Annotated in this window: 19 protein-coding genes; all 19 read left to right on the plus strand. The window is 26.4% G+C overall.

Annotated elements, in window-relative coordinates; translation table 11 throughout:
- The first annotated feature begins 6 nt into the window (after positions 1 to 6).
- The 19 genes from amrA to soxX all read left to right on the plus strand — a co-directional run bounded on the left by amrA (position 7) and on the right by soxX (position 18299).
- Positions 7 to 552, plus strand: coding sequence for an AmmeMemoRadiSam system protein A (gene amrA / locus ABLL_RS03430; protein ID WP_014473384.1), 546 nt, complete (start codon positions 7 to 9; stop codon positions 550 to 552).
- Positions 549 to 1535, plus strand: a complete 987-nt coding sequence (amrS, locus tag ABLL_RS03435) for an AmmeMemoRadiSam system radical SAM enzyme (RefSeq protein ID WP_014473385.1) — start codon at positions 549 to 551, stop codon at positions 1533 to 1535. The genes amrA and amrS overlap by 4 nt, the downstream gene beginning before the upstream one ends.
- Complete coding sequence (amrB, locus tag ABLL_RS03440) at positions 1532 to 2323, plus strand: AmmeMemoRadiSam system protein B (protein ID WP_014473386.1); 792 nt, start codon at positions 1532 to 1534, stop codon at positions 2321 to 2323. The genes amrS and amrB overlap by 4 nt, the downstream gene beginning before the upstream one ends.
- Positions 2324 to 3067: an ElyC/SanA/YdcF family protein gene (locus tag ABLL_RS03445; protein ID WP_014473387.1), complete on the plus strand. Its 744-nt coding sequence runs from the start codon at positions 2324 to 2326 to the stop codon at positions 3065 to 3067.
- A gap of 59 nt (positions 3068 to 3126) precedes the next feature.
- Positions 3127 to 3867: a metal ABC transporter ATP-binding protein gene (locus tag ABLL_RS03450; protein WP_014473388.1), complete on the plus strand. Its 741-nt coding sequence runs from the start codon at positions 3127 to 3129 to the stop codon at positions 3865 to 3867.
- 9 nt (positions 3868 to 3876) lie between these two features.
- A complete protein-coding gene (locus ABLL_RS03455) occupies positions 3877 to 4677 on the plus strand; it encodes a metal ABC transporter permease (protein WP_014473389.1) in 801 nt (266 codons plus the stop codon).
- Positions 4678 to 4696: 19 nt separating this feature from the next.
- Positions 4697 to 5515, plus strand: coding sequence for a helix-turn-helix domain-containing protein (locus ABLL_RS03460; RefSeq protein WP_014473390.1), 819 nt, complete (start codon positions 4697 to 4699; stop codon positions 5513 to 5515).
- Between the two features lie 96 nt (positions 5516 to 5611).
- Entirely contained in the window at positions 5612 to 6400 is a 789-nt protein-coding gene (locus ABLL_RS03465) for an MOSC domain-containing protein (RefSeq protein WP_014473391.1), read from the plus strand.
- A 94-nt stretch (positions 6401 to 6494) separates the two neighbouring features.
- Complete coding sequence (locus ABLL_RS03470; protein WP_014473392.1) at positions 6495 to 7319, plus strand: S1 RNA-binding domain-containing protein; 825 nt, start codon at positions 6495 to 6497, stop codon at positions 7317 to 7319.
- 105 nt (positions 7320 to 7424) lie between these two features.
- The gene (gene prx-suh, locus ABLL_RS03475) at positions 7425 to 7967 is read left to right on the plus strand and encodes a thiol peroxidase Prx-SUH (protein WP_014473393.1); all 543 of its coding nucleotides are present in this window, start codon (positions 7425 to 7427) and stop codon (positions 7965 to 7967) included.
- Positions 7968 to 8096: 129 nt separating this feature from the next.
- Positions 8097 to 8828 (plus strand): tetratricopeptide repeat protein, encoded by a 732-nt coding sequence (locus tag ABLL_RS03480; RefSeq protein ID WP_014473394.1) that lies wholly within the window; start codon positions 8097 to 8099, stop codon positions 8826 to 8828.
- Positions 8829 to 8899: 71 nt separating this feature from the next.
- Positions 8900 to 10093, plus strand: coding sequence for an NnrS family protein (locus tag ABLL_RS03485; RefSeq protein WP_014473395.1), 1194 nt, complete (start codon positions 8900 to 8902; stop codon positions 10091 to 10093).
- A gap of 69 nt (positions 10094 to 10162) precedes the next feature.
- Positions 10163 to 11122: a protein-methionine-sulfoxide reductase catalytic subunit MsrP gene (gene msrP / locus ABLL_RS03490; RefSeq protein ID WP_014473396.1), complete on the plus strand. Its 960-nt coding sequence runs from the start codon at positions 10163 to 10165 to the stop codon at positions 11120 to 11122.
- Positions 11122 to 11673 carry a sulfite oxidase heme-binding subunit YedZ gene (locus ABLL_RS03495; RefSeq protein WP_014473397.1) on the plus strand — a complete coding sequence of 184 codons (552 nt, stop codon included), beginning with the start codon at positions 11122 to 11124 and terminating at the stop codon, positions 11671 to 11673. Before msrP ends, ABLL_RS03495 begins: the two co-directional genes overlap by 1 nt.
- A 265-nt stretch (positions 11674 to 11938) precedes the next feature.
- Positions 11939 to 13999: an ATP-dependent helicase gene (locus tag ABLL_RS03500; protein ID WP_014473398.1), complete on the plus strand. Its 2061-nt coding sequence runs from the start codon at positions 11939 to 11941 to the stop codon at positions 13997 to 13999.
- Positions 14000 to 14043: 44 nt separating this feature from the next.
- Positions 14044 to 15201: a cation:proton antiporter gene (locus ABLL_RS03505; RefSeq protein ID WP_014473399.1), complete on the plus strand. Its 1158-nt coding sequence runs from the start codon at positions 14044 to 14046 to the stop codon at positions 15199 to 15201.
- A gap of 242 nt (positions 15202 to 15443) precedes the next feature.
- Complete coding sequence (gene soxC / locus ABLL_RS03510; RefSeq protein WP_014473400.1) at positions 15444 to 16778, plus strand: sulfite dehydrogenase; 1335 nt, start codon at positions 15444 to 15446, stop codon at positions 16776 to 16778.
- The gene (locus tag ABLL_RS03515) at positions 16747 to 17931 is read left to right on the plus strand and encodes a c-type cytochrome (protein WP_014473401.1); all 1185 of its coding nucleotides are present in this window, start codon (positions 16747 to 16749) and stop codon (positions 17929 to 17931) included. The genes soxC and ABLL_RS03515 overlap by 32 nt, the downstream gene beginning before the upstream one ends.
- A gap of 14 nt (positions 17932 to 17945) precedes the next feature.
- The gene (soxX, locus tag ABLL_RS03520; protein ID WP_014473402.1) at positions 17946 to 18299 is read left to right on the plus strand and encodes a sulfur oxidation c-type cytochrome SoxX; all 354 of its coding nucleotides are present in this window, start codon (positions 17946 to 17948) and stop codon (positions 18297 to 18299) included.
- Position 18300 lies beyond the last annotated feature (1 nt).

Consider the following 18300-nt stretch of genomic DNA (forward strand, 5'->3'; position numbering starts at 1 on the left):
GTTAATATGGAAAATCAGGTTTTATTGGATATAACAAAAAAATCTATTGAAAAGAAGTTTGATTCAAATATAAAGATTGATAAAACAAAACTTTTAACTGATTTTCCAGAACTGAAAGAAAATGGTGCAACTTTTGTAACATTGACTTTGGATGGGCAACTTAGAGGTTGTATTGGTTCACTTCAAGCATATAGACCACTTTTAGATGATTTGATTTCAAATGCCTTTGCAGCTGCTTTTGAAGACCCAAGATTTTATGAATTAACGCCCTTAGAGTTTAAAAAAGTAAAAATTGAAATCTCTATATTATCAACACCTGTTGAAGTGATTTATACAGATATAAAAGATTTAAAATCAAAAATCAAACCAAATATTCATGGTGTGATTTTACAAAAAGATGGAAGAAAAAGTACATTTTTACCTCAAGTTTGGGAACAACTCCCAACTTTTGAAGAGTTTTTCTCACATCTTTGTTATAAAGGAAGTTTTGAAATAAATTGTTTGGAGTTTCATCCTCAAATCTTTACTTATGAAGTTAAGAAGATAAAATGAAATTTTATAAACAAGAAAAAGAGCGATTAGTTTGCCTTTTATGCTCTTATTATTGTAAATTAAAAGTAGGGCAAACAGGAGTTTGTGGAGTAAATAAAAATATTGGTGAAAAAATAGAGTGTTTAGTTTATGGATATTTGAGTGCTTTAAATATTGACCCAATAGAAAAAAAACCTCTTTATCATTTTTTACCTTCATCAAAATCTCTTAGTTTGGGAACTGTTGGTTGTAATTTTAGATGTTCATTTTGTCAAAACTGGCAAATCTCGCAAACTTCGAATATAAACAAAAACAACTATTTTAGTGTAGATGAAATAGTAAATATTGCAATAGAAAAAAAATGTGAGTCAATTTCATATACTTATAATGAACCAACAATTTTTTATCCATTTGCAAAAGATATAGCTTTAAAGGCAAAAGAGTTTGGACTAAAATCTGTTTTTGTTTCAAATGGTTTTGAAAGTAGTGAAGTAATAGCTGATATGAAAGATGTTATTGATGCTATGAATATTGATTTGAAATCTTTTGATAAAAACTATTATAAAAAATCATTAGGTGGTGATTTAAAAGTTGTTTGTGATAATTTGATAAATATCAAGAAAAATGATATTCATTTAGAAATTACAACTTTAATAGTTCCAACAATTAATGACTCAAAACAAGAGTTAGAAAATATTGTTAAATTTATAAAAGAAAATCTTGGTGTTAATGTTCCTTGGCATATTAGCGCTTTTCATCCAGATTATAAAGAACAAAATTTAGAACGAACAAAAGATGAAACTCTACAAATGGCTTATGATATTGCAAAAAGTCATGGGTTAAACTATGTTTATAAAGGAAATAGTACTTTCGAAAATGATACAGTTTGCAAAAATTGTAAAGAAGTTTTAATAATAAGAGAATATTTTAATGTTTTAGAAAACAGACTTGTTGACGGATGTTGTCCTAAATGTAAAACAAAACTTGATGGAGTTTTCAAATGAGTATAAGAAAAGCAGTTGTAAGTGGAAGTTTTTATCCACAAAAAAAAGAAGAGATTTTAAAATATATAAATCATTTTAATAGTGTTAAAACAAATGTTGAAAGTTTTGAAGATATAAAAGCTATTATTGTTCCCCACGCTGGATATATTTATAGTGGATTTACTGCAAATTTAGCTTACAAGTTAGTTTCATTTTCAAAAAAAGATATAAAAAGAGTAGTTGTTCTTGGTCCATCTCATAGAGTTTATCTAAAAGGTGCTAGTGTTGCACTTTATGATGAATATGAAACGCCACTTGGAAATCTAAAAGTTGATAAAGAGTTTTCTCAAAAACTTATAGATAAATATGATTTTTTAGATTTTAATATTGAGTGTGAATTTGAACACTCAACTGAAACGCAAGCGCCATTTATAAAACACTATTTTGAAAATGTTCAATTAGTTGAGATAGTTTATGGGCAAATTGATTATAAAGATTTATCAAAAGTTATTGATGAGGTTTTAAAAGATAAGTCTAATTTTGTAGTAATAAGCACAGATTTAAGTCATTTTTATACTCTTGAAGAAGCTCAAAAACTTGATAATATCTGCTTAGAAGCAATAAATAAAAAAGATTTAAAACTTTTTGATTATTGTGAAGCTTGCGGAAAAATAGGAGTTAAAGCAATAATTAATTGGGCAATAAAAAATAATTATGAAACTAAAATATTAAATCATTGCACAAGTGCCGATGTAACAAAAGATAAAAGTAGGGTTGTTGGATATACTTCAGCTTTAATTGGAGTTTAGATGTTTATATTTAAAAAAATCGTTTCAGCTTTTTTGTTGCCAATTCCTATTTGTCTTTTTTTACTTTTTTTATCTTTTATTTATTTGATGTTTAATTCATACAAAAAAGCTAAATTTTTTTTATTTCTAGCTTTTTTATGGTTTGCTCTTTTATCAAATCAAACTATTTCAAATGCAATTTTATATCCACTTGAAAACTCATATCCAGCTTTACTTCAAACACCAAAAGTAAATTATATTTTAGTTTTAGGAAGTGGACATAAAAATGATGATAGTTTAAGTATTACTTCTCAGGTTAAAATGACAGCAATAAATAGATTAGTTGAGGGAATAAGACATTATAAAAATCTAGAAAATGCAAAACTTATAGTTTCAGGTTATAGTATTAGTGGTGGAGATTCTCATGCTTTAATGCAAGAAAAATTAGCAATTTCATTAGGAGTTAAGAAAGAAGATATTATAAGACTTGATACTCCAAAAGATACAAAAGAAGAAGTTATTGAAACAAAAAAAATAGTTGGAACAGAACCTTTTATTTTAGTGACTTCAGCATCTCATATGAAACGTTCAATACTTTTATTTAAAAAAGAAGGATTAAATATCATTGCAAGCCCTACAAATAATTTGGCTTATTTGGATGATTCTTATAGTGCATATTTTAGTGCAAAGAATTTGCGAAAAGTTGAAATTGCAATTCATGAATATTTAGGATTAGTTTATTCTTGGATTAGAAATGAGATTTGAGATTAGATTTATCTAATCTTTGATAATATTGCAACAAAGTTGCAAATAAAGGTTTTTTAGTGGAATTAATAAATATAAGTAATTTATCTTATAGATACCATAAAACAGATGTATTAGAAAATATAAATTTATCAATAAATGAAAATGATTTTTTAGCAATAATTGGACCAAATGGTGGTGGAAAATCAACTTTATTAAAATTGATTTTAGGATTGTTAACTCCCCAATCTGGAACAATTAATAAAAAAATACCAAATAGTTTAATAGGATATGTTCCTCAAAATACAAATTTAAATATTGATTTTCCAATTACTGCTTTAGAAATAGTTCTGATGGGACATATTAGCTCTAAAAAGAAAATATTTGGTTATTCAAAAGATGATATTTCTTGTGCGATGAAATCATTGGAACAAGTAGGTATGGAAAAATTTGCAAATAGCAAAATTGGTGATTTAAGTGGAGGACAAAGACAAAGAGTTTTTATAGCACGTGCTCTTTGTTCAAACCCGAAAATTATGCTTTTAGATGAACCAACAGCAAGTATTGATGTAAAAGGTCAAAGAGAAATTTATGAATTATTAAAAGAGTTAAATAAATCTATTTGTATAGTTGTTGTTAGTCATGATATCTCTGTTTTATTAAATTATGCAAAAAATGTAGCACATATCAATAAAAATATAGTTTATCACTCTTTAGAAAATGTACAAAAAAATATAAATACACAAAATGAGCATTTATGCGAAGTTGAACTTCTATCAGCATTAGGAAAAACTCAAATTTGTTGTAATCACAACCATTAAAGGTAAGAAATGTTAGAAGTTTTACAATATAGTTTTATTCAAAATGCCTTAATTGCAGGAATTTTGATTTCAATTGCTGCTGGAATTATAGGTTCTTTAGTAGTTGTAAATAAAATTACTTTTTTAACTGGTGGAATAGCTCATAGTTCTTATGGTGGAATTGGACTTGCTATTTATTTGGGAATACCTGTTTTATTTGGTGCAACAATTTTTGCTGTATTAACAGCAATAATAATTGCGATAATAACATTAAAAAATAGAACAAGAATAGATGCAATTATCGGCATAATGTGGGCAAGTGGTATGGCAATAGGAATTATATTTGTTGATTTAACTCCTGGATATAATGTAGATTTGATGTCATATTTATTTGGTTCAATTATTGCTGTTTCTAATGAAGACTTAATATTTATGTCTTTGTTAGATTTTTTCATTATTTTCATTATTTTATTTTTTTATAAACAGATATTAGCAGTTTCTTATGATAGTGAATTTGCAAGTTTAAGAGGTATAAATGTAAAGTTCTTTTATACGTTAATTTTGATTCTTGCAGCACTTTGTGTCGTTGCAGCAATTAAGGCAGTTGGATTGATTTTAGTTATTGCACTTTTAACAATTCCTACATATTTAGCTGAAACATTTGCAAATAAACTTTCCTCGATGATGATGATTAGTTCAATTTTAGCCACAATATTTACAATCATTGGGTTAATTGTTTCTTATGTATATGATATTAGCTCAGGAGCTAGTATTATTATGGTATCAGTTATTATTTTAACAGTAGTGAAACTAATTGGATTAAAAAGATAGTATATTTATAAAAAATTGAATGAATAAAAAAAATATTTTAAATAAAAATAAATCTTTTAGTTTTATAAAAATAGATATAGAAAGTAAAAAAGATTTTTTTACTTTTAGTCCTCAACAGCACGAATTGTATGAAATCGTATATATAACCAAAAGTCAACTAAAATATAAAATTGATTTTCAAGAATTTATTTTAAAAAAAAATACTCTATCTTTAGTAAAACCTTGGCAAATACATCAGTTATTAAAAGATAATTTTTTTGAAAATTGTGAAGGATATATTTTCCATTTTTCGAAAGAATTTTTACCTCCAAATAGTATTATAAATGAATTATTTGAAGAAAATACATTACCTATTATTAAAATTTCCAATGCTATTTCAAAAAATATAAGTAATTTAATTTTAATGATTGAAAAAGAAGAAGATATACATAATAGAATTTCTTCGCATCTTTTTTGTTCGATTTTAGAATATATTTTAAAATTTAAAGAACCAGATGCAAACTTGTATTATAAAAATGAACGAATTTATACTTTAATAAGATTAATTGATGATAACTATAAAATTGAAAAAAATACACATTTTTATGCAAATTATTTTGGAATAACAACTAAAAGATTAAATGAATTAACAAAACAATACTTAAATAAAACTCTTTTATCTTTGATTATTGATAGAAATATTATTGAGATTAAAAGACAATTATCATATTCAAATTCATCTATAAAAGAGATATCTGAAAAAATGGGTTTTAATAGCACTTCACATTTCTCAAAATTTTTCAAAAAATACTCAAACTATACACCATCAGAATTTAAAGCTTTAAAAACAAAATCTTAGATGTACAAAATTTACAATAAATTGTATTTTTTTTATCTTGAATTGACTTAGCATAAAACATATAATTACCAAAATTTCATTTTAGGAGTTATTTATATGAAAAAAATAGGTAAAGTTTCTTCTTTATTAAGATATCCAGTTAAATCTATGCAAGGAGAAAATTTAAAACAAACTATAATCACTGAAAAAGGTTTATTAGGTGATCGTTCTTATGCATTAATTGATATAAAAAGTAAAAAAATAATAAGTGCTAAAAACCCTAGAAAATGGCCAAATATTTTTAAATACAGTTCAAGTTTTTTAGAAGAACCAACACTTAATAAAATTCCAAATATAGAGATTAAATTACCTGATAAATCAGTATTATCAAGTTCCCAAAATGATATTAATGAAATATTATCTAAAAACTTCAATTCAGATATTAGACTATCCTCAAATGTTCCAAATGATGCAAAACTTGAAGGTTTATTTGATGATTCTATACTTGATGTTATTATGCCTAAAGGTACATTTTTTGATATTGGAATAATACATTTATTAACAACTTCAACTATATCTAAACTAAAAGAATTATATAAAGAAGGAGATTTTAATATTAATAGATTTAGACCAAATATTATTATTCAATTAGATTCCAAAGAAAAAGATTTTGTTGAAAATAACTGGGTAGGTAAAAAAATATATATTGGAGAAGAAGTTATTTTAAAAATAAAACAATCAACAAGTAGATGTGTAATGACTACATTAGAACAAGAAAATTTACCAAAAGATATAAATATATTAAAAACCATTAAAAAAAGTAATGATGGAAAAGTTGGAATTTATGCAGATGTTATTAAGACAGGAATAATAAAAATAGATGATTCTATTTTAATAGAAGAATAAATTTATTATTTAAATAATATTTGTAAGATTTCACTAAAAAGAATTATTTAGCTATAATCGACAATTAAACAAAAAAAGAAACGGAAAAACCAAAATGAATGAAAAAATAGAAGTAGGAAGATTAAATACTTTAAGAGTAAATAGGGTTAGTGAACCTGGAATTTATTTAATTAGTGCTGACGAAACAGAAGTACTACTGCCAAATGCCTATGTTACAAAGTCTATGGAAATTGATAGTTTACTTGAAGTATTTATTTATACAGACAGTGAAGATAGACTTGTATCAACAACATTAAAACCTTATGTTTATTTATATGAATTTGCATCTTTAGAAATAGTTGATAGTGCAAAGTTTGGAGCATTTGTAGATATTGGATTACCAAAAGATATTTTAGTTCCAAAAAATAAGCAAAAAGGAACTTATGACGTTGGAAAAAGAAAAGTTTTACAACTTCAATTAGACGAGAGAACAAATAGGTTAATAGCCTCTGAAAAATATGAGTTATTAAAAGAAATAAGAGATTTAGAAAAAAATGATGAGGTTGAAATAATACTTTATTCTAAAACTCCATTAGGATATAAAGTAATAGTTAATAATAGATATGAAGGAATGATTTATCACACAGAAATTTTTGAAAATTTAAAAATTGGTGATAAAAAAAGAGCTTATATAAAAAACATTAGAGCTGATAATAAAATTGATTTGTCTTTGCAAAAAATTGGTGAAAAAATATCAGGTGATAAAGTTTTTGATATTTTAGTTGAAAATGGTGGAAAATTAAATTTTACTTATAAGAGTGAGGCTTCTGACATAAATGAAGTATTTGGTCTTAGTAAAAAAGCTTTTAAAGCTTCATTGACAAAACTATTATCAGAGGATAAAATTGTTCTTGAAATAGATGCTATTAGAGTTAAATAGTAACAGATAAAATAATTACATCTTGATTGCAAATAATTAAGAGTAAATTTATCCTATTTGATTATAATTTCGTATATATTTTAAAAAAATTAAAGGAAAATAATAATGGCAACAACAAAATTAAAAGGAAATGAAGTAACTTTAAGTGGTACAGAAATTAATGTAGGAGATATTGCACCTGTTGTTACAGTTGTAGCAAGAGATTTATCAGATATTCAAATTGGTGGAGAAAAAGAAAAAGCTCAAATTATAGTAGTAGTTCCATCTTTAGATACAGCTGTTTGTGCAGCAGAAACAAGAAAATTTAATGTTGAAGCAGCGAAAATAGAAAATGCAGAAGTAATCGTAGTTTCTATGGATTTACCATTTGCAATGGGAAGATTCTGTACAACTGAAGGAATTGAAAATTTAAAAGTTGGTTCAGATTTTAGAGCTAAAGCTTTCGCAAAATCTTATGGTGTATTAATCTCTTCTGGACCATTAGCAGGTGTTGCTTGTAGAGCTGTATTTGTTATTAATGCTTCTGGAAAAGTGACTTACAAAGAAATTTGTCCTGAAATTACAGAAGAGCCAAACTATGAAGCAGCATTAGCAGCAGCTAAAGGTGTAACTGGTGGTTCTTGTGGAACAGGATGTGGTTGTCACTAATTTTTAAGAAAAATCCACTTTTATAGTGGATTTTTTATTCTATTCTCTCTTTTTTCTTCTCTCTTAATTTTAAAATCTTAAAACAATAGTATAATAGCAATTGAAATAATTTTATAATAAGGAGAAATTATGCTTAAAATATTAATCAAAATTTTGTTATTTTCAATTTTAAGTTTGCAAACTTTGAGTGCTTCTGTTGTAAATGATGGATTTACAGAATTAAAAAAAGGAAATGTTTTAGAAGCAGCAAATCTTTTTTTGAAAGCTTGTGATGAAGGTGCAACATCAGGATGTTATAATCTTGGACTTTTATATTACAAGGGAGATAAAATAGAGCAAAATTATCCTAAAGCAATAGAGTATTTTACAAAAGCTTGTAATGATGGACACACTACAGCTTGTTATAATCTTGCATATATGTATCAAAATGCTCAAGGAACGCTTCTTGACTCTTTGAAAGCTATTGAGTTATATGAAAAAACTTGTCAAGCTGGAATTAGTGCAGGTTGTTACAATATTGCAAATATGTATTCTGTTGGAGATGGTGTAGATAAAGATGTTTTTAAAACAGTAGATTATCTAACACGTGCTTGTAATATGAATCATTCTAAAGCTTGCTATAATCTTGCAGTAAGATTTACAAATGAAGATGGTGTTGAAAAAAATCCTTTAAAAGCTGCAAACTTATATCAAAAATCTTGTGATTTAGGTTATGCTAATGCTTGTTATAATCTTGGAGTTATGTATTTTGAAGGTGAATTTTTTACAAAAAATGATGAATTAGCTTCTCAACTATTTAAAAAAGCTTGTGATATGAAACTTGATAGTGGTTGTGAAGCATATAAAAATTTGAATAAATAAAATACTTGTTTTAAATCAATGTTTTAATTTTTCTTAACAGCTAAAATCTTCTAAAATTTATAGGAGATTTTATGTTGTTTTCATGGTATAAAAGATTTTTTTCTCAACCACATCAACCATTCTTTACAAGTGGGATACTGTTTTTTACTCTATTTATGATACTTTTTATTTTGGTTTATTCAAATATTTTAGTTTTAGATACATCAATTTTGACTTATCATGCTTATAGTATGGTTTTTGTAGTTTTTTTACAGTTCTTTCTAGGTTTTTTATTTGTTGTTTTTCCTAAATTTCTTATGCAAGCTGAAATTTCAGAAAAAATATATAAAAGACATTTTTTTGCATATTTTTTTAATTCATTATGCATATTTTTAAGTTTAATTTTTTATTCAAAAATTACTTTTGTTTTTCAAATTTTTCTTTTGATTACACAAATATTTAGTTTTAAACTACTGTTAGATATTCATAAAAAAAGTTTAGTTCAAATTAAAAATGATACCAAATGGGTTTTAATAGCACTTTTTGCAGGACTTATTTCACATTTTTTATTTATAATTTCAAATTTAGATTTTAAATACTCTTTTTTTATTTCAAAAATAGCTATTAATATTGGATTTTATCTATTTTTATTTATGATATTTTTAACTATTTCCCAAAGAATGATACCTTTTTTTACAAGAGCTAAAGTGCCAAATCATGTAGCTTATAAAAGTTTAAAATTTTTAAAAATAGTTTTTATATTACTTATTTTAAAGATTGTAATTTTATCTTTTGATGATGTTAGATTCAATCTTATCAGTGATATACCTTTATTTTTTATTATTACAAAAGAGTTGATAAAATGGAAACTTCCAATATTTAAAGTAGAAGCAATAATTTGGATATTATATTTAGGACTTTATTGGATAGTTCTAGGATTTTTCATATCAATTATCGAGAGTATTTTTGCTATTTATAACTCAAGTATCTATTTTGAAAAGATTGTAATTCATAGTTTTGCTTTGGGATATTTTTTGACTTTACTTATAGGTTTTGGAACTAGGGTAATTTTAGGACATTCAGGAAATCAAATAGTTGCGAATAAATTTACAGTTATAATTTTTATAGCTTTACAATTTATTGTGTTATTAAGACTTTTTTCTTCAATTTGTTCAAATTTTGGTTTGGATTATATCTTTTTCCTAAATTTAACAGCTATTTTGTTAGTTTTAGTTTTACTTGTTTGGTCGAGTAAATATATAACTATTTTATTAAAAGGCAAATAAAGAATTTATTCTAAACATATCCTTTACAGAAAATTTCTATAATTTGATTAGAAATACAAAGGATATGTTATGAAACTTATTAGAAAAAAATCTTGGCAGATAACTGAAAACTTAGTAACTCCAAAAGAGTTTTTTGAAAAAAGAAGAAGTTTTATAAAACTAGGAGCTGCAACACTTGTATCAAGTGGAGCAATTATGGAACTTTTAGCAAATGAAAAATTACCTACACAAACTCTAAATTATATAAAAGATAAAAATATAAATAATCTAAAATTAAATACATACGAGCAAATAACTTCTCACAATAATTTTTATGAATTTACTACAAATCAAAGAGATGTTAAAGACATGGCACATACTTTGAAAACTGAAAATTGGAAAGTGTCTATTGATGGTTTAGTTGAAAATCCTATGGAAGTTGATTTAGATGATTTAGTAAAAATGTTTGATATTGAAGAGAGAATTTATAGATTTAGATGTGTTGAAGGTTGGTCTATGGTTGTTCCTTGGAATGGATTTACACTTTCTAGTTTAATAAAAAAAGTAAAACCACTTTCAACTGCAAAATATTTAAGATTTGAGACTTTAGTTGATAAAGACAGTTTTCCAGACCAAAGTAGAGGTGTATTTGCAACTTTGGATTATCCATATGTTGAAGGTTTACGAATAGATGAAGCTATGAATGATTTATCTTTTTTAGCTATTGGTTTATATGGAGATGTTATGCCAAAACAAAATGGCGCTCCAATGAGACTTGTAGTTCCTTGGAAATATGGTTTTAAATCAATAAAATCAATAGTTAAAATCTCTTTTGTAGAAAAAGAACCACTTAACACTTGGCAAAAAGAAAATCCAAAAGAGTATGGTTTTTATGCAAATGTAAATCCAAATGTTGACCATCCAAGATGGTCTCAAAAAAAAGAGAGAGTTTTAGGAAGTTTTTTAAAACAAAACACTTTAATGTTTAATGGTTATGAAAATGAAGTTGCAAGTTTGTATAAAAATATGGATTTAACAAAGTATTTCTAATGGTACGATTTTTTATATATTTATTAAGTTTAGCTCCTCTTGTTTACTTAAATATTAGGTTATTTATATTTGATAATGTAAATGACCCTATAAAATATATCTATACAATAACTGGTGGAACAGCAACTGTAATACTATTTTTTACAATATCTATTTCACTAATAAAAGAGAAAATAAATTTAATAAAATATAGAAAAGAAGTAGGACTTTTAGGATTTTTTTATGCTTTATTACATCTTCTGAACTTTGTAGTTTTAGATGCTTCTTTTGATTTAGATTTTATTTTTAAAGAGACTTTAGAAAAACCATTTATTTATTTAGGAATGATTGCTTTTTTTATAGTTTTATTTATGGCAATTACTTCAACAAAACAACTTTTTAGAAAATATAACAAATATCATAAATTTATATATTTAGCTTTGATTTTAATAACAATTCATTGGATTATGGCTCAAAAATCAATAAATATTTCTCAATATGTGTATATAGTAATTATTCTTTTGATAGGTTTTAGTAAATTGTTTCAGCAGTTAATTAAGAATCTAAAATAGGGAAGTTAACTCTTCGTTAATTTTCGATTAGATTTTAGTTAATTATGAACTATTATAATTTCTCTATAGATAAGTTGACGCAGCGACTTATTTATATGAGTATTTTTTAAGATAAGATTTCTTAAATAGATAATTTTTTATGTTTCCTTGTGTAAAGAAGGATGTCTCCCCTGGGCATCCTTTTTTTATTTCAATCTTTCTTAAATCTTTTATGATACTATTTCGAAATGATTACACTTTTACAAAATACAAATAACTAAATCCAATGCCTTTATCAAATCTAAATCAAGAACAACTAGAAGCGGCAACTTGTCCTTATGGTTTTAATCTAATTATTGCAAGTGCTGGGACAGGAAAAACTTCTACTATAGTTGGAAGAATTGCAAATTTAATAAACAATGGTGTTAAACCAAATCAAATATTACTTTTAACTTTTACAAATAAAGCAGCTGCTGAAATGGTAGCAAGGGTTGCTAAATTTTTTGGAAAAGATATCGCAAAACAAATAATGGCAGGAACTTTTCACTCTGTTTCTTATAAACTTTTAAAAGAATTAAATGTAAATATTACTTTAAAACAGCCAAATGAATTAAAAACTTTATTTAAATCTATTTATGAAAAAAGAGTTTTTATGGAAAGAGATGATGAAGCAAATCCATATGATGGTGGATATTTGTATGATATGTACTCTTTATATCTAAATTCAAATGATGGTGAAGATTTTGCTTCATGGATAAAATCAAAAAATGCTAGTCATGAAATTTATACTTTGATTTATGAAGATGTAGTTGCTGAATTTCATGAATTGAAAACAAAATATGGTTATGCAAATTTTGATGATTTACTAACACTTATGCTTGAAACTTTAAAAGAAAAAGAGTTTGATTTTAAAGAGATTTTAGTAGATGAGTATCAAGATACAAATCCACTTCAAGGAAGATTACTTGATGGATTTAGACCAAAATCACTATTTTGTGTAGGTGATTATGACCAAAGTATTTATGCTTTTAATGGTTCTGATATTGGAATTATTTCAACTTTTGCAAAAAGATATGAAAATGCAAAAGTATTTACTCTTAGAAAAAATTATCGTTCAACAAAACCAATCTTAGATTTAGCAACAAAAGTTATTGAATTTAATGAAAGAGTTTATGAAAAAAAACTTGAAGTTGTAAGAACTCAAGATGAACATAAACCAAAACTATTAGCTTTTAATGAGCTTTTCTCTCAATATGAATATATCTCACAATTGATTTCAAAAAGTGAAACTCCACATAATGAAATTGCAATAATATATAGAAATAATTCAAGTGCAGATGGTATTGAAGCAAATTTAAGAGAGTTTTCCATCCCTGCTAAACGAAAAGGTGGAATGAGTTTTTTTGACTCTGTTGAAGTTAAATTTATACTTGATGTATTAGTTATGCAACTTTCTCACAATGATATGATGGCTTTTATTCATGTTGTTGAGCACGGAAAAGGTATTGGAAAAGCTATAGCAAAAGATGTATTTGATGCTTTAATTAGGCTTGGTGATGGAGATATTTTAAGAGGATTATTTCAACCAAGAAGTGACATAAACAATCCTTATGAAACAGGAAAAATCAAAAATCAGCAATTAGGTCTTTTTGATGATTTTATAGAGTTAGGTTCAGTTTCAAAATTTAAAGATTGTAATTTTGAAGAGGCATTTTTAGGAAATCCAATACTAAAACATCCAAAATTAAATGTTGATGGTGGAAAATATCTTTATGATATTTATTTATTGATGAAACATTTAAGAAGAACAAAAAATCCAGAGACATTAGTTGGAAATATCATATCTTCTATGGCATATTCTAAGTTAAAAGATTTTTTATCTACAAAAAGAGCAACACAAAAAGATGGAACAATAAATCCAATGCAAAAAACAAAATCTTTAGCAAAAATAAATAGAAAAGGTATGCTTTTAAAAAATTTATCAAGAAATTTTAACGACCTTTCAAAATTTATAAACTCTATGATTTTAGGTGGAAGTGAGATGAGTGAAGGTGATGGAGTAAATCTACTTTCAATTCATGCAAGTAAAGGTTTAGAGTTTAAAGAAGTTTACGTTATTGATTTAATGGATGGAAGATTTCCAAATCGAAAACTTATGAGTAAAGGTGGAAGTATTGAAGAAGAAAGACGTCTTTTTTACGTTGCAGTTACAAGGGCAAAAGATATCTTATATCTTTCATACGCAAAATATGACAAGATGAAAAAACTTACATTTGTAGCTAGTCCATTTCTAAAAGAAGCAGGTATGCAAATAAAAGACGACGAAGAATCTCAAATTCAAGAGTAATGTTATAAAATACTCCGTTTTATTAGATTTACATTGGAAATAAAATGGAAAAATTTTTTTTAATCATAACTGTATGTACTATAATTATGATTTCTCCCGGAGTCTCTAAATTAACTAGAACACCAGTAGTTGTAGTTGAGATATTTTTAGGTCTATTTGCAGGATATTTAGGCTTATTATATGATGATGAAACATTAAAACTTGTTGCAAAATTTGGCTTTGTTTATCTGATGTTTTTAGCAGGTCTTGAAATAAATCTAAAACTTGTAAAAATCATAAAAGCAACTCTTGCTATAAATGTTATTTTATACTTTATATTTTTATATACAATTTCAGGTCTTGTTTGTTGGATTTTTAACTTAGGTGTTACTTATTTTGTTGCTTTACCAATTTTCTCTTTAGGTATGATTATGATGCTTATAAAAGAGTATGGAAAAAATGAACCTTGGCTAAATCTTGCTTTATCAATAGGTGTCGTTGGTGAAGTTATAAGTATTTTAGCACTTACTTTATTTAGTGGTTGGATTGAGTATGGTTTTAATATTCAATTTTTTCTTTCTCTATTGACAATATTTAGTGTAATTGTAGTTAGTATTTTAGGGCTAAGAATTTCATATATTTTGTTTTGGTGGTTTCCTGAATTAAAAAATTTTTTAATTCCTGATTCACAACATGATAGATATAATCAAGACATTCGTTTTTCAATTTCAAGTTTATTAATTTTAGTTGCAATTATGCTTGTATTAAAAATTGATGTTGTATTAGGAGCTTTTACAGCAGGTCTATTCTTTAAAATGTTTTTTAATCAAAAACATGAACTTCTTGAAAAAATTGAATCTTTTGGTTTTGGTTTTTTCGTTCCCATTTTCTTTATTTATACTGGTTCAACAGTAAAGCTTGATATGATAACTTTTGATATTCTAAAACATGCAATTTTTATTATGTGTGCAATTATTATGATAAGACTTATTAGTTCATATTTGTCTTTTTTTAAGTATCTAAAGTTTAAACAAACTACACTTTTTGCTCTAAGTGATTCTATGCCTTTAACTTTTATGGTTGCAATTGCAATGCTTTCATTTAACTATGGATTAATAACTCAATCTGAGTATTTTTCTTTCATAATTGCAAGTATGATAGATGGACTTTTTTTAATGATTTTCATTAGAAAATTATATAAATTATTTAATCAAAATACTTAAAATAATTAAGTAATATTACAAATAAATATGAATACTTATTCACTATTTGTTTGTATTATAACTAAAACAAATATCTTCTATAACCCCCAATTATTCGTGCTATTTAAATGCTACAAAGATATATTTTTTTAAATTATTATATAAGATAAATTAATACTTTAAGTTTTATTTTAACTTTTAAAACCTATAATTGGCTCGATAAAGAATATTTATAATAATGTCAAATTTTATAGGAGGTTAAGTTGAAAAAAAGCGAAGTTTTAGAAATAAAAGAAAATTCTATTACTACTGAAGTTACAAGTAGAAGAGATTTTTTTAGAAAAACTGCTATTTATTCTGCTGGAGCCTTAAGTGCTGCATCAGTTTTATCGCCATTGTCTGCAAGAGCAGATGACCCTGCAATAATAAATGATGCACCTTGGGGGCAAAAATTAGGAGATCCAGTAGATAAAAATTTATATGGTATCCCATCACCTTATGAACACAATAATATTAGAAGAACTCATGATTTATTCTCATCAGGAGATGCTTATGCTTCTGTATCTATGTGTCCAATTCATGAATCAGAAGGAATTATTACACCAAATGGTCTATTTTTTACAAGAGATCATGGAGGAACAGCTCATGTTGATCCAAATGAGTGGAGATTAATGATTCATGGAAAAGTTAAAAAAGAGATAGTTTTAACTTTAGATGATTTAAAAAAATATCCAAGTGAAACAAGAATTTATTTTATAGAATGTCCTGCAAATGGAAGTCCAGAATGGAGAGGACCTCAATTTAACAGTTTACAATTTATGAAAGGTCTTATGAGTGCAGCTCAATGGACTGGAGTTATGTTAAAAACTATTTTAGATGACTTAGGTTTAGAAAAAGATGCTGTTTGGATGTTAGCTGAAGGAAGTGATAATGCTTCAAATCCAAGAACAATTCCTGTTGAAAAAGCACTTGATGATGTAATGGTTGTTTGGGCTCAAAATGGTGAAGCACTAAGACCTGAACAAGGTTATCCTGTAAGATTAATTGTTCCAGGATGGGAAGGTAACTTAAATACTAAATGGTTAAGAAGATTAGAATTTAGTGATAAACCTTGGCATTCAAAAGAAGAGACTTCTAAATATACAATGCTTCAAAAATCTGGAAAAGCTATCAGATATTTTTGGGTAAATGAAGTTAATTCAGTAATTACTAGCCCATGTCCTGAGAAACCATGGACAAACTTGAAAAAAGGTGAGTTAGTAGAGATTGAAGGTCTAGCTTGGTCTGGTCATGGAACAATCAAAGGTGTTGATATCTCTTTTGATGGTGGAGATAATTGGGTTGAAGCTAAACTTAAAGGTTTAGTATTACCAAAATCTTGGACAAGATTTAGTTACGTATTTAGATGGGATGGAAAACCTTTATTATTAGCAAGTAGATCTTATGATGATTTTGGAAATATTCAACCTACAATCGACCAAGAAACTTCTGCTGTTGGTGTAGAATCTGTATATCACAGAAATGCTATTGTTACTTGGGAAATTACTGAAAAAGGAGAGTGTAATAATGTTCAAATTAGAAAACACAAAAAAGCTTAAAACTACTCTTCTTAGTGTTAGTTTATCAACTTTATTAGCAACTTCAGCATTTGCAGCAACAAAAGAATCATCTGTTGATGGGGCAGTAAAATATCCATTAAAAGATGGAAAATATTCTTCATATTATGTGAATACACAAAAAGTTAAAGATTCAAATATTGGAAGAGTTGCTACTGAAAAAGAGATTAGAGTTTGGAATGTTGACGTAAGACCTGACGGGACTGGTTTACCTGAATATGATATGAAAGAGGGTGAAGTTGTTCTTGGTGATGATGGAAAACCTAAAAAAGCTGAAGGTTCTGTAGAACTTGGAAATGAACTTTATGATGCTCAATGTGCTATGTGTCATGGTGATTTTGGTTCAGGTGGTAAAGGTTATCCTACTTTAGCTGGAGGTTCAAAAGAATCTTTAAAAATTCAAAGATTAAATCCAGCAGATGAACATCCAAATCCTGATACACCAGTTAGAACAATTGGTTCATATTGGCCTTATGCAACAACATTATATTGGTATGTTCAAGATTCTATGCCTTTCCCTCATCCAAAAACTTTAACAAATAGTGAAACTTATGCAATTACAGCATATTTATTATCTGTAAATAATATTACTATTGATGGTGAAGAACTTGAAGATGAATATGTATTAGACAAAGAAAAATTAATGAAAGTTGTTATGCCAAATCATGATGGTTTCTATCCTGAAGTTGATACAAAAGATCCAAGAGATGGTGTAAAAAATATGACAGCATTATTGTCTGATCCAAAAATTTATGGAACAGGTACAAGATGTATGAAAGATTGTATAAAAGAAGATACAAATAATCTTTTAATGAAAATAAATTTTGATTTAACAGCAAATGCAAATCAACCAATGTCTGTTGAAAGAAGTTTACCAAAAGTTGAAGATAGTTCAGTACAACCTGGACAAGCCGAGTATGAAGCTAGTTGTTCTGCTTGTCATGGAAATGCTGCAATTGGAGCACCTGTAGTTGGAGATAAAAATGCTTGGGCTAAGGTTACTGAAAAAGGAATTGATAAAGTATATCATAATGCAATAAATGGTATAAATGCTATGCCTCCTAAAGGTGGAACGGACCTTAGTGATGAAAAAATTAAAGAAGTAATCGATTATATGATTAATTCTAGTAAATAACAAAGGAGAATGCTATGAATGTAATCAAGAGTTTATTAACAGCAGCAGCTATAAGTGGAGTTGTTGCAGTAAGTAGTTTTGCATCTGATTCTGAATTAGTTAAAAAAGGTGAAAAAATCTTTATGACTAATACTCAAGGAAATTGTCTAGCTTGTCATGCTATAAATGGAAAAACTGTTGATGGACCAGGAAGTATGGGACCTGTTTTACAGTATCTATCTGCATGGCCAGAAGAAGCATTATATGATAAAATTTTTGATCCATATGTTTCAAATCCAATTTCTGCAATGCCTGCATTTGGTAAAAATGGTTGGCTAAGTGATGAAGAAATTAAAGCAGTAGTTGCTTATTTAAAAACAATAAATTAAT

The sequence above is a fragment of the Arcobacter sp. L genome (genome assembly GCF_000284235.1).
GTDB classification, from domain to species: domain Bacteria; phylum Campylobacterota; class Campylobacteria; order Campylobacterales; family Arcobacteraceae; genus Aliarcobacter; species Aliarcobacter defluvii.

What these genes read in the sequence shown, in the direction of transcription:
- amrB (WP_014473386.1), top strand. Translation starts at nt 1,532, where the DNA reads ATGAGTATAAGAAAAGCAGTTGTAAGTGGAAGTTTTTATCCACAAAAA.
- ABLL_RS03455 (WP_014473389.1), top strand. Translation starts at nt 3,877, where the DNA reads ATGTTAGAAGTTTTACAATATAGTTTTATTCAAAATGCCTTAATTGCA.
- ABLL_RS03480 (WP_014473394.1), top strand. Translation starts at nt 8,097, where the DNA reads ATGCTTAAAATATTAATCAAAATTTTGTTATTTTCAATTTTAAGTTTG.
- ABLL_RS03500 (WP_014473398.1), top strand. Translation starts at nt 11,939, where the DNA reads ATGCCTTTATCAAATCTAAATCAAGAACAACTAGAAGCGGCAACTTGT.
- amrS (WP_014473385.1), top strand. Translation starts at nt 549, where the DNA reads ATGAAATTTTATAAACAAGAAAAAGAGCGATTAGTTTGCCTTTTATGC.
- amrA (WP_014473384.1), top strand. Translation starts at nt 7, where the DNA reads ATGGAAAATCAGGTTTTATTGGATATAACAAAAAAATCTATTGAAAAG.
- ABLL_RS03485 (WP_014473395.1), top strand. Translation starts at nt 8,900, where the DNA reads ATGTTGTTTTCATGGTATAAAAGATTTTTTTCTCAACCACATCAACCA.
- soxX (WP_014473402.1), top strand. Translation starts at nt 17,946, where the DNA reads ATGAATGTAATCAAGAGTTTATTAACAGCAGCAGCTATAAGTGGAGTT.
- ABLL_RS03460 (WP_014473390.1), top strand. Translation starts at nt 4,697, where the DNA reads ATGAATAAAAAAAATATTTTAAATAAAAATAAATCTTTTAGTTTTATA.
- ABLL_RS03495 (WP_014473397.1), top strand. Translation starts at nt 11,122, where the DNA reads ATGGTACGATTTTTTATATATTTATTAAGTTTAGCTCCTCTTGTTTAC.
- ABLL_RS03470 (WP_014473392.1), top strand. Translation starts at nt 6,495, where the DNA reads ATGAATGAAAAAATAGAAGTAGGAAGATTAAATACTTTAAGAGTAAAT.
- msrP (WP_014473396.1), top strand. Translation starts at nt 10,163, where the DNA reads ATGAAACTTATTAGAAAAAAATCTTGGCAGATAACTGAAAACTTAGTA.
- prx-suh (WP_014473393.1), top strand. Translation starts at nt 7,425, where the DNA reads ATGGCAACAACAAAATTAAAAGGAAATGAAGTAACTTTAAGTGGTACA.
- ABLL_RS03465 (WP_014473391.1), top strand. Translation starts at nt 5,612, where the DNA reads ATGAAAAAAATAGGTAAAGTTTCTTCTTTATTAAGATATCCAGTTAAA.
- ABLL_RS03445 (WP_014473387.1), top strand. Translation starts at nt 2,324, where the DNA reads ATGTTTATATTTAAAAAAATCGTTTCAGCTTTTTTGTTGCCAATTCCT.
- ABLL_RS03515 (WP_014473401.1), top strand. Translation starts at nt 16,747, where the DNA reads ATGTTCAAATTAGAAAACACAAAAAAGCTTAAAACTACTCTTCTTAGT.
- ABLL_RS03505 (WP_014473399.1), top strand. Translation starts at nt 14,044, where the DNA reads ATGGAAAAATTTTTTTTAATCATAACTGTATGTACTATAATTATGATT.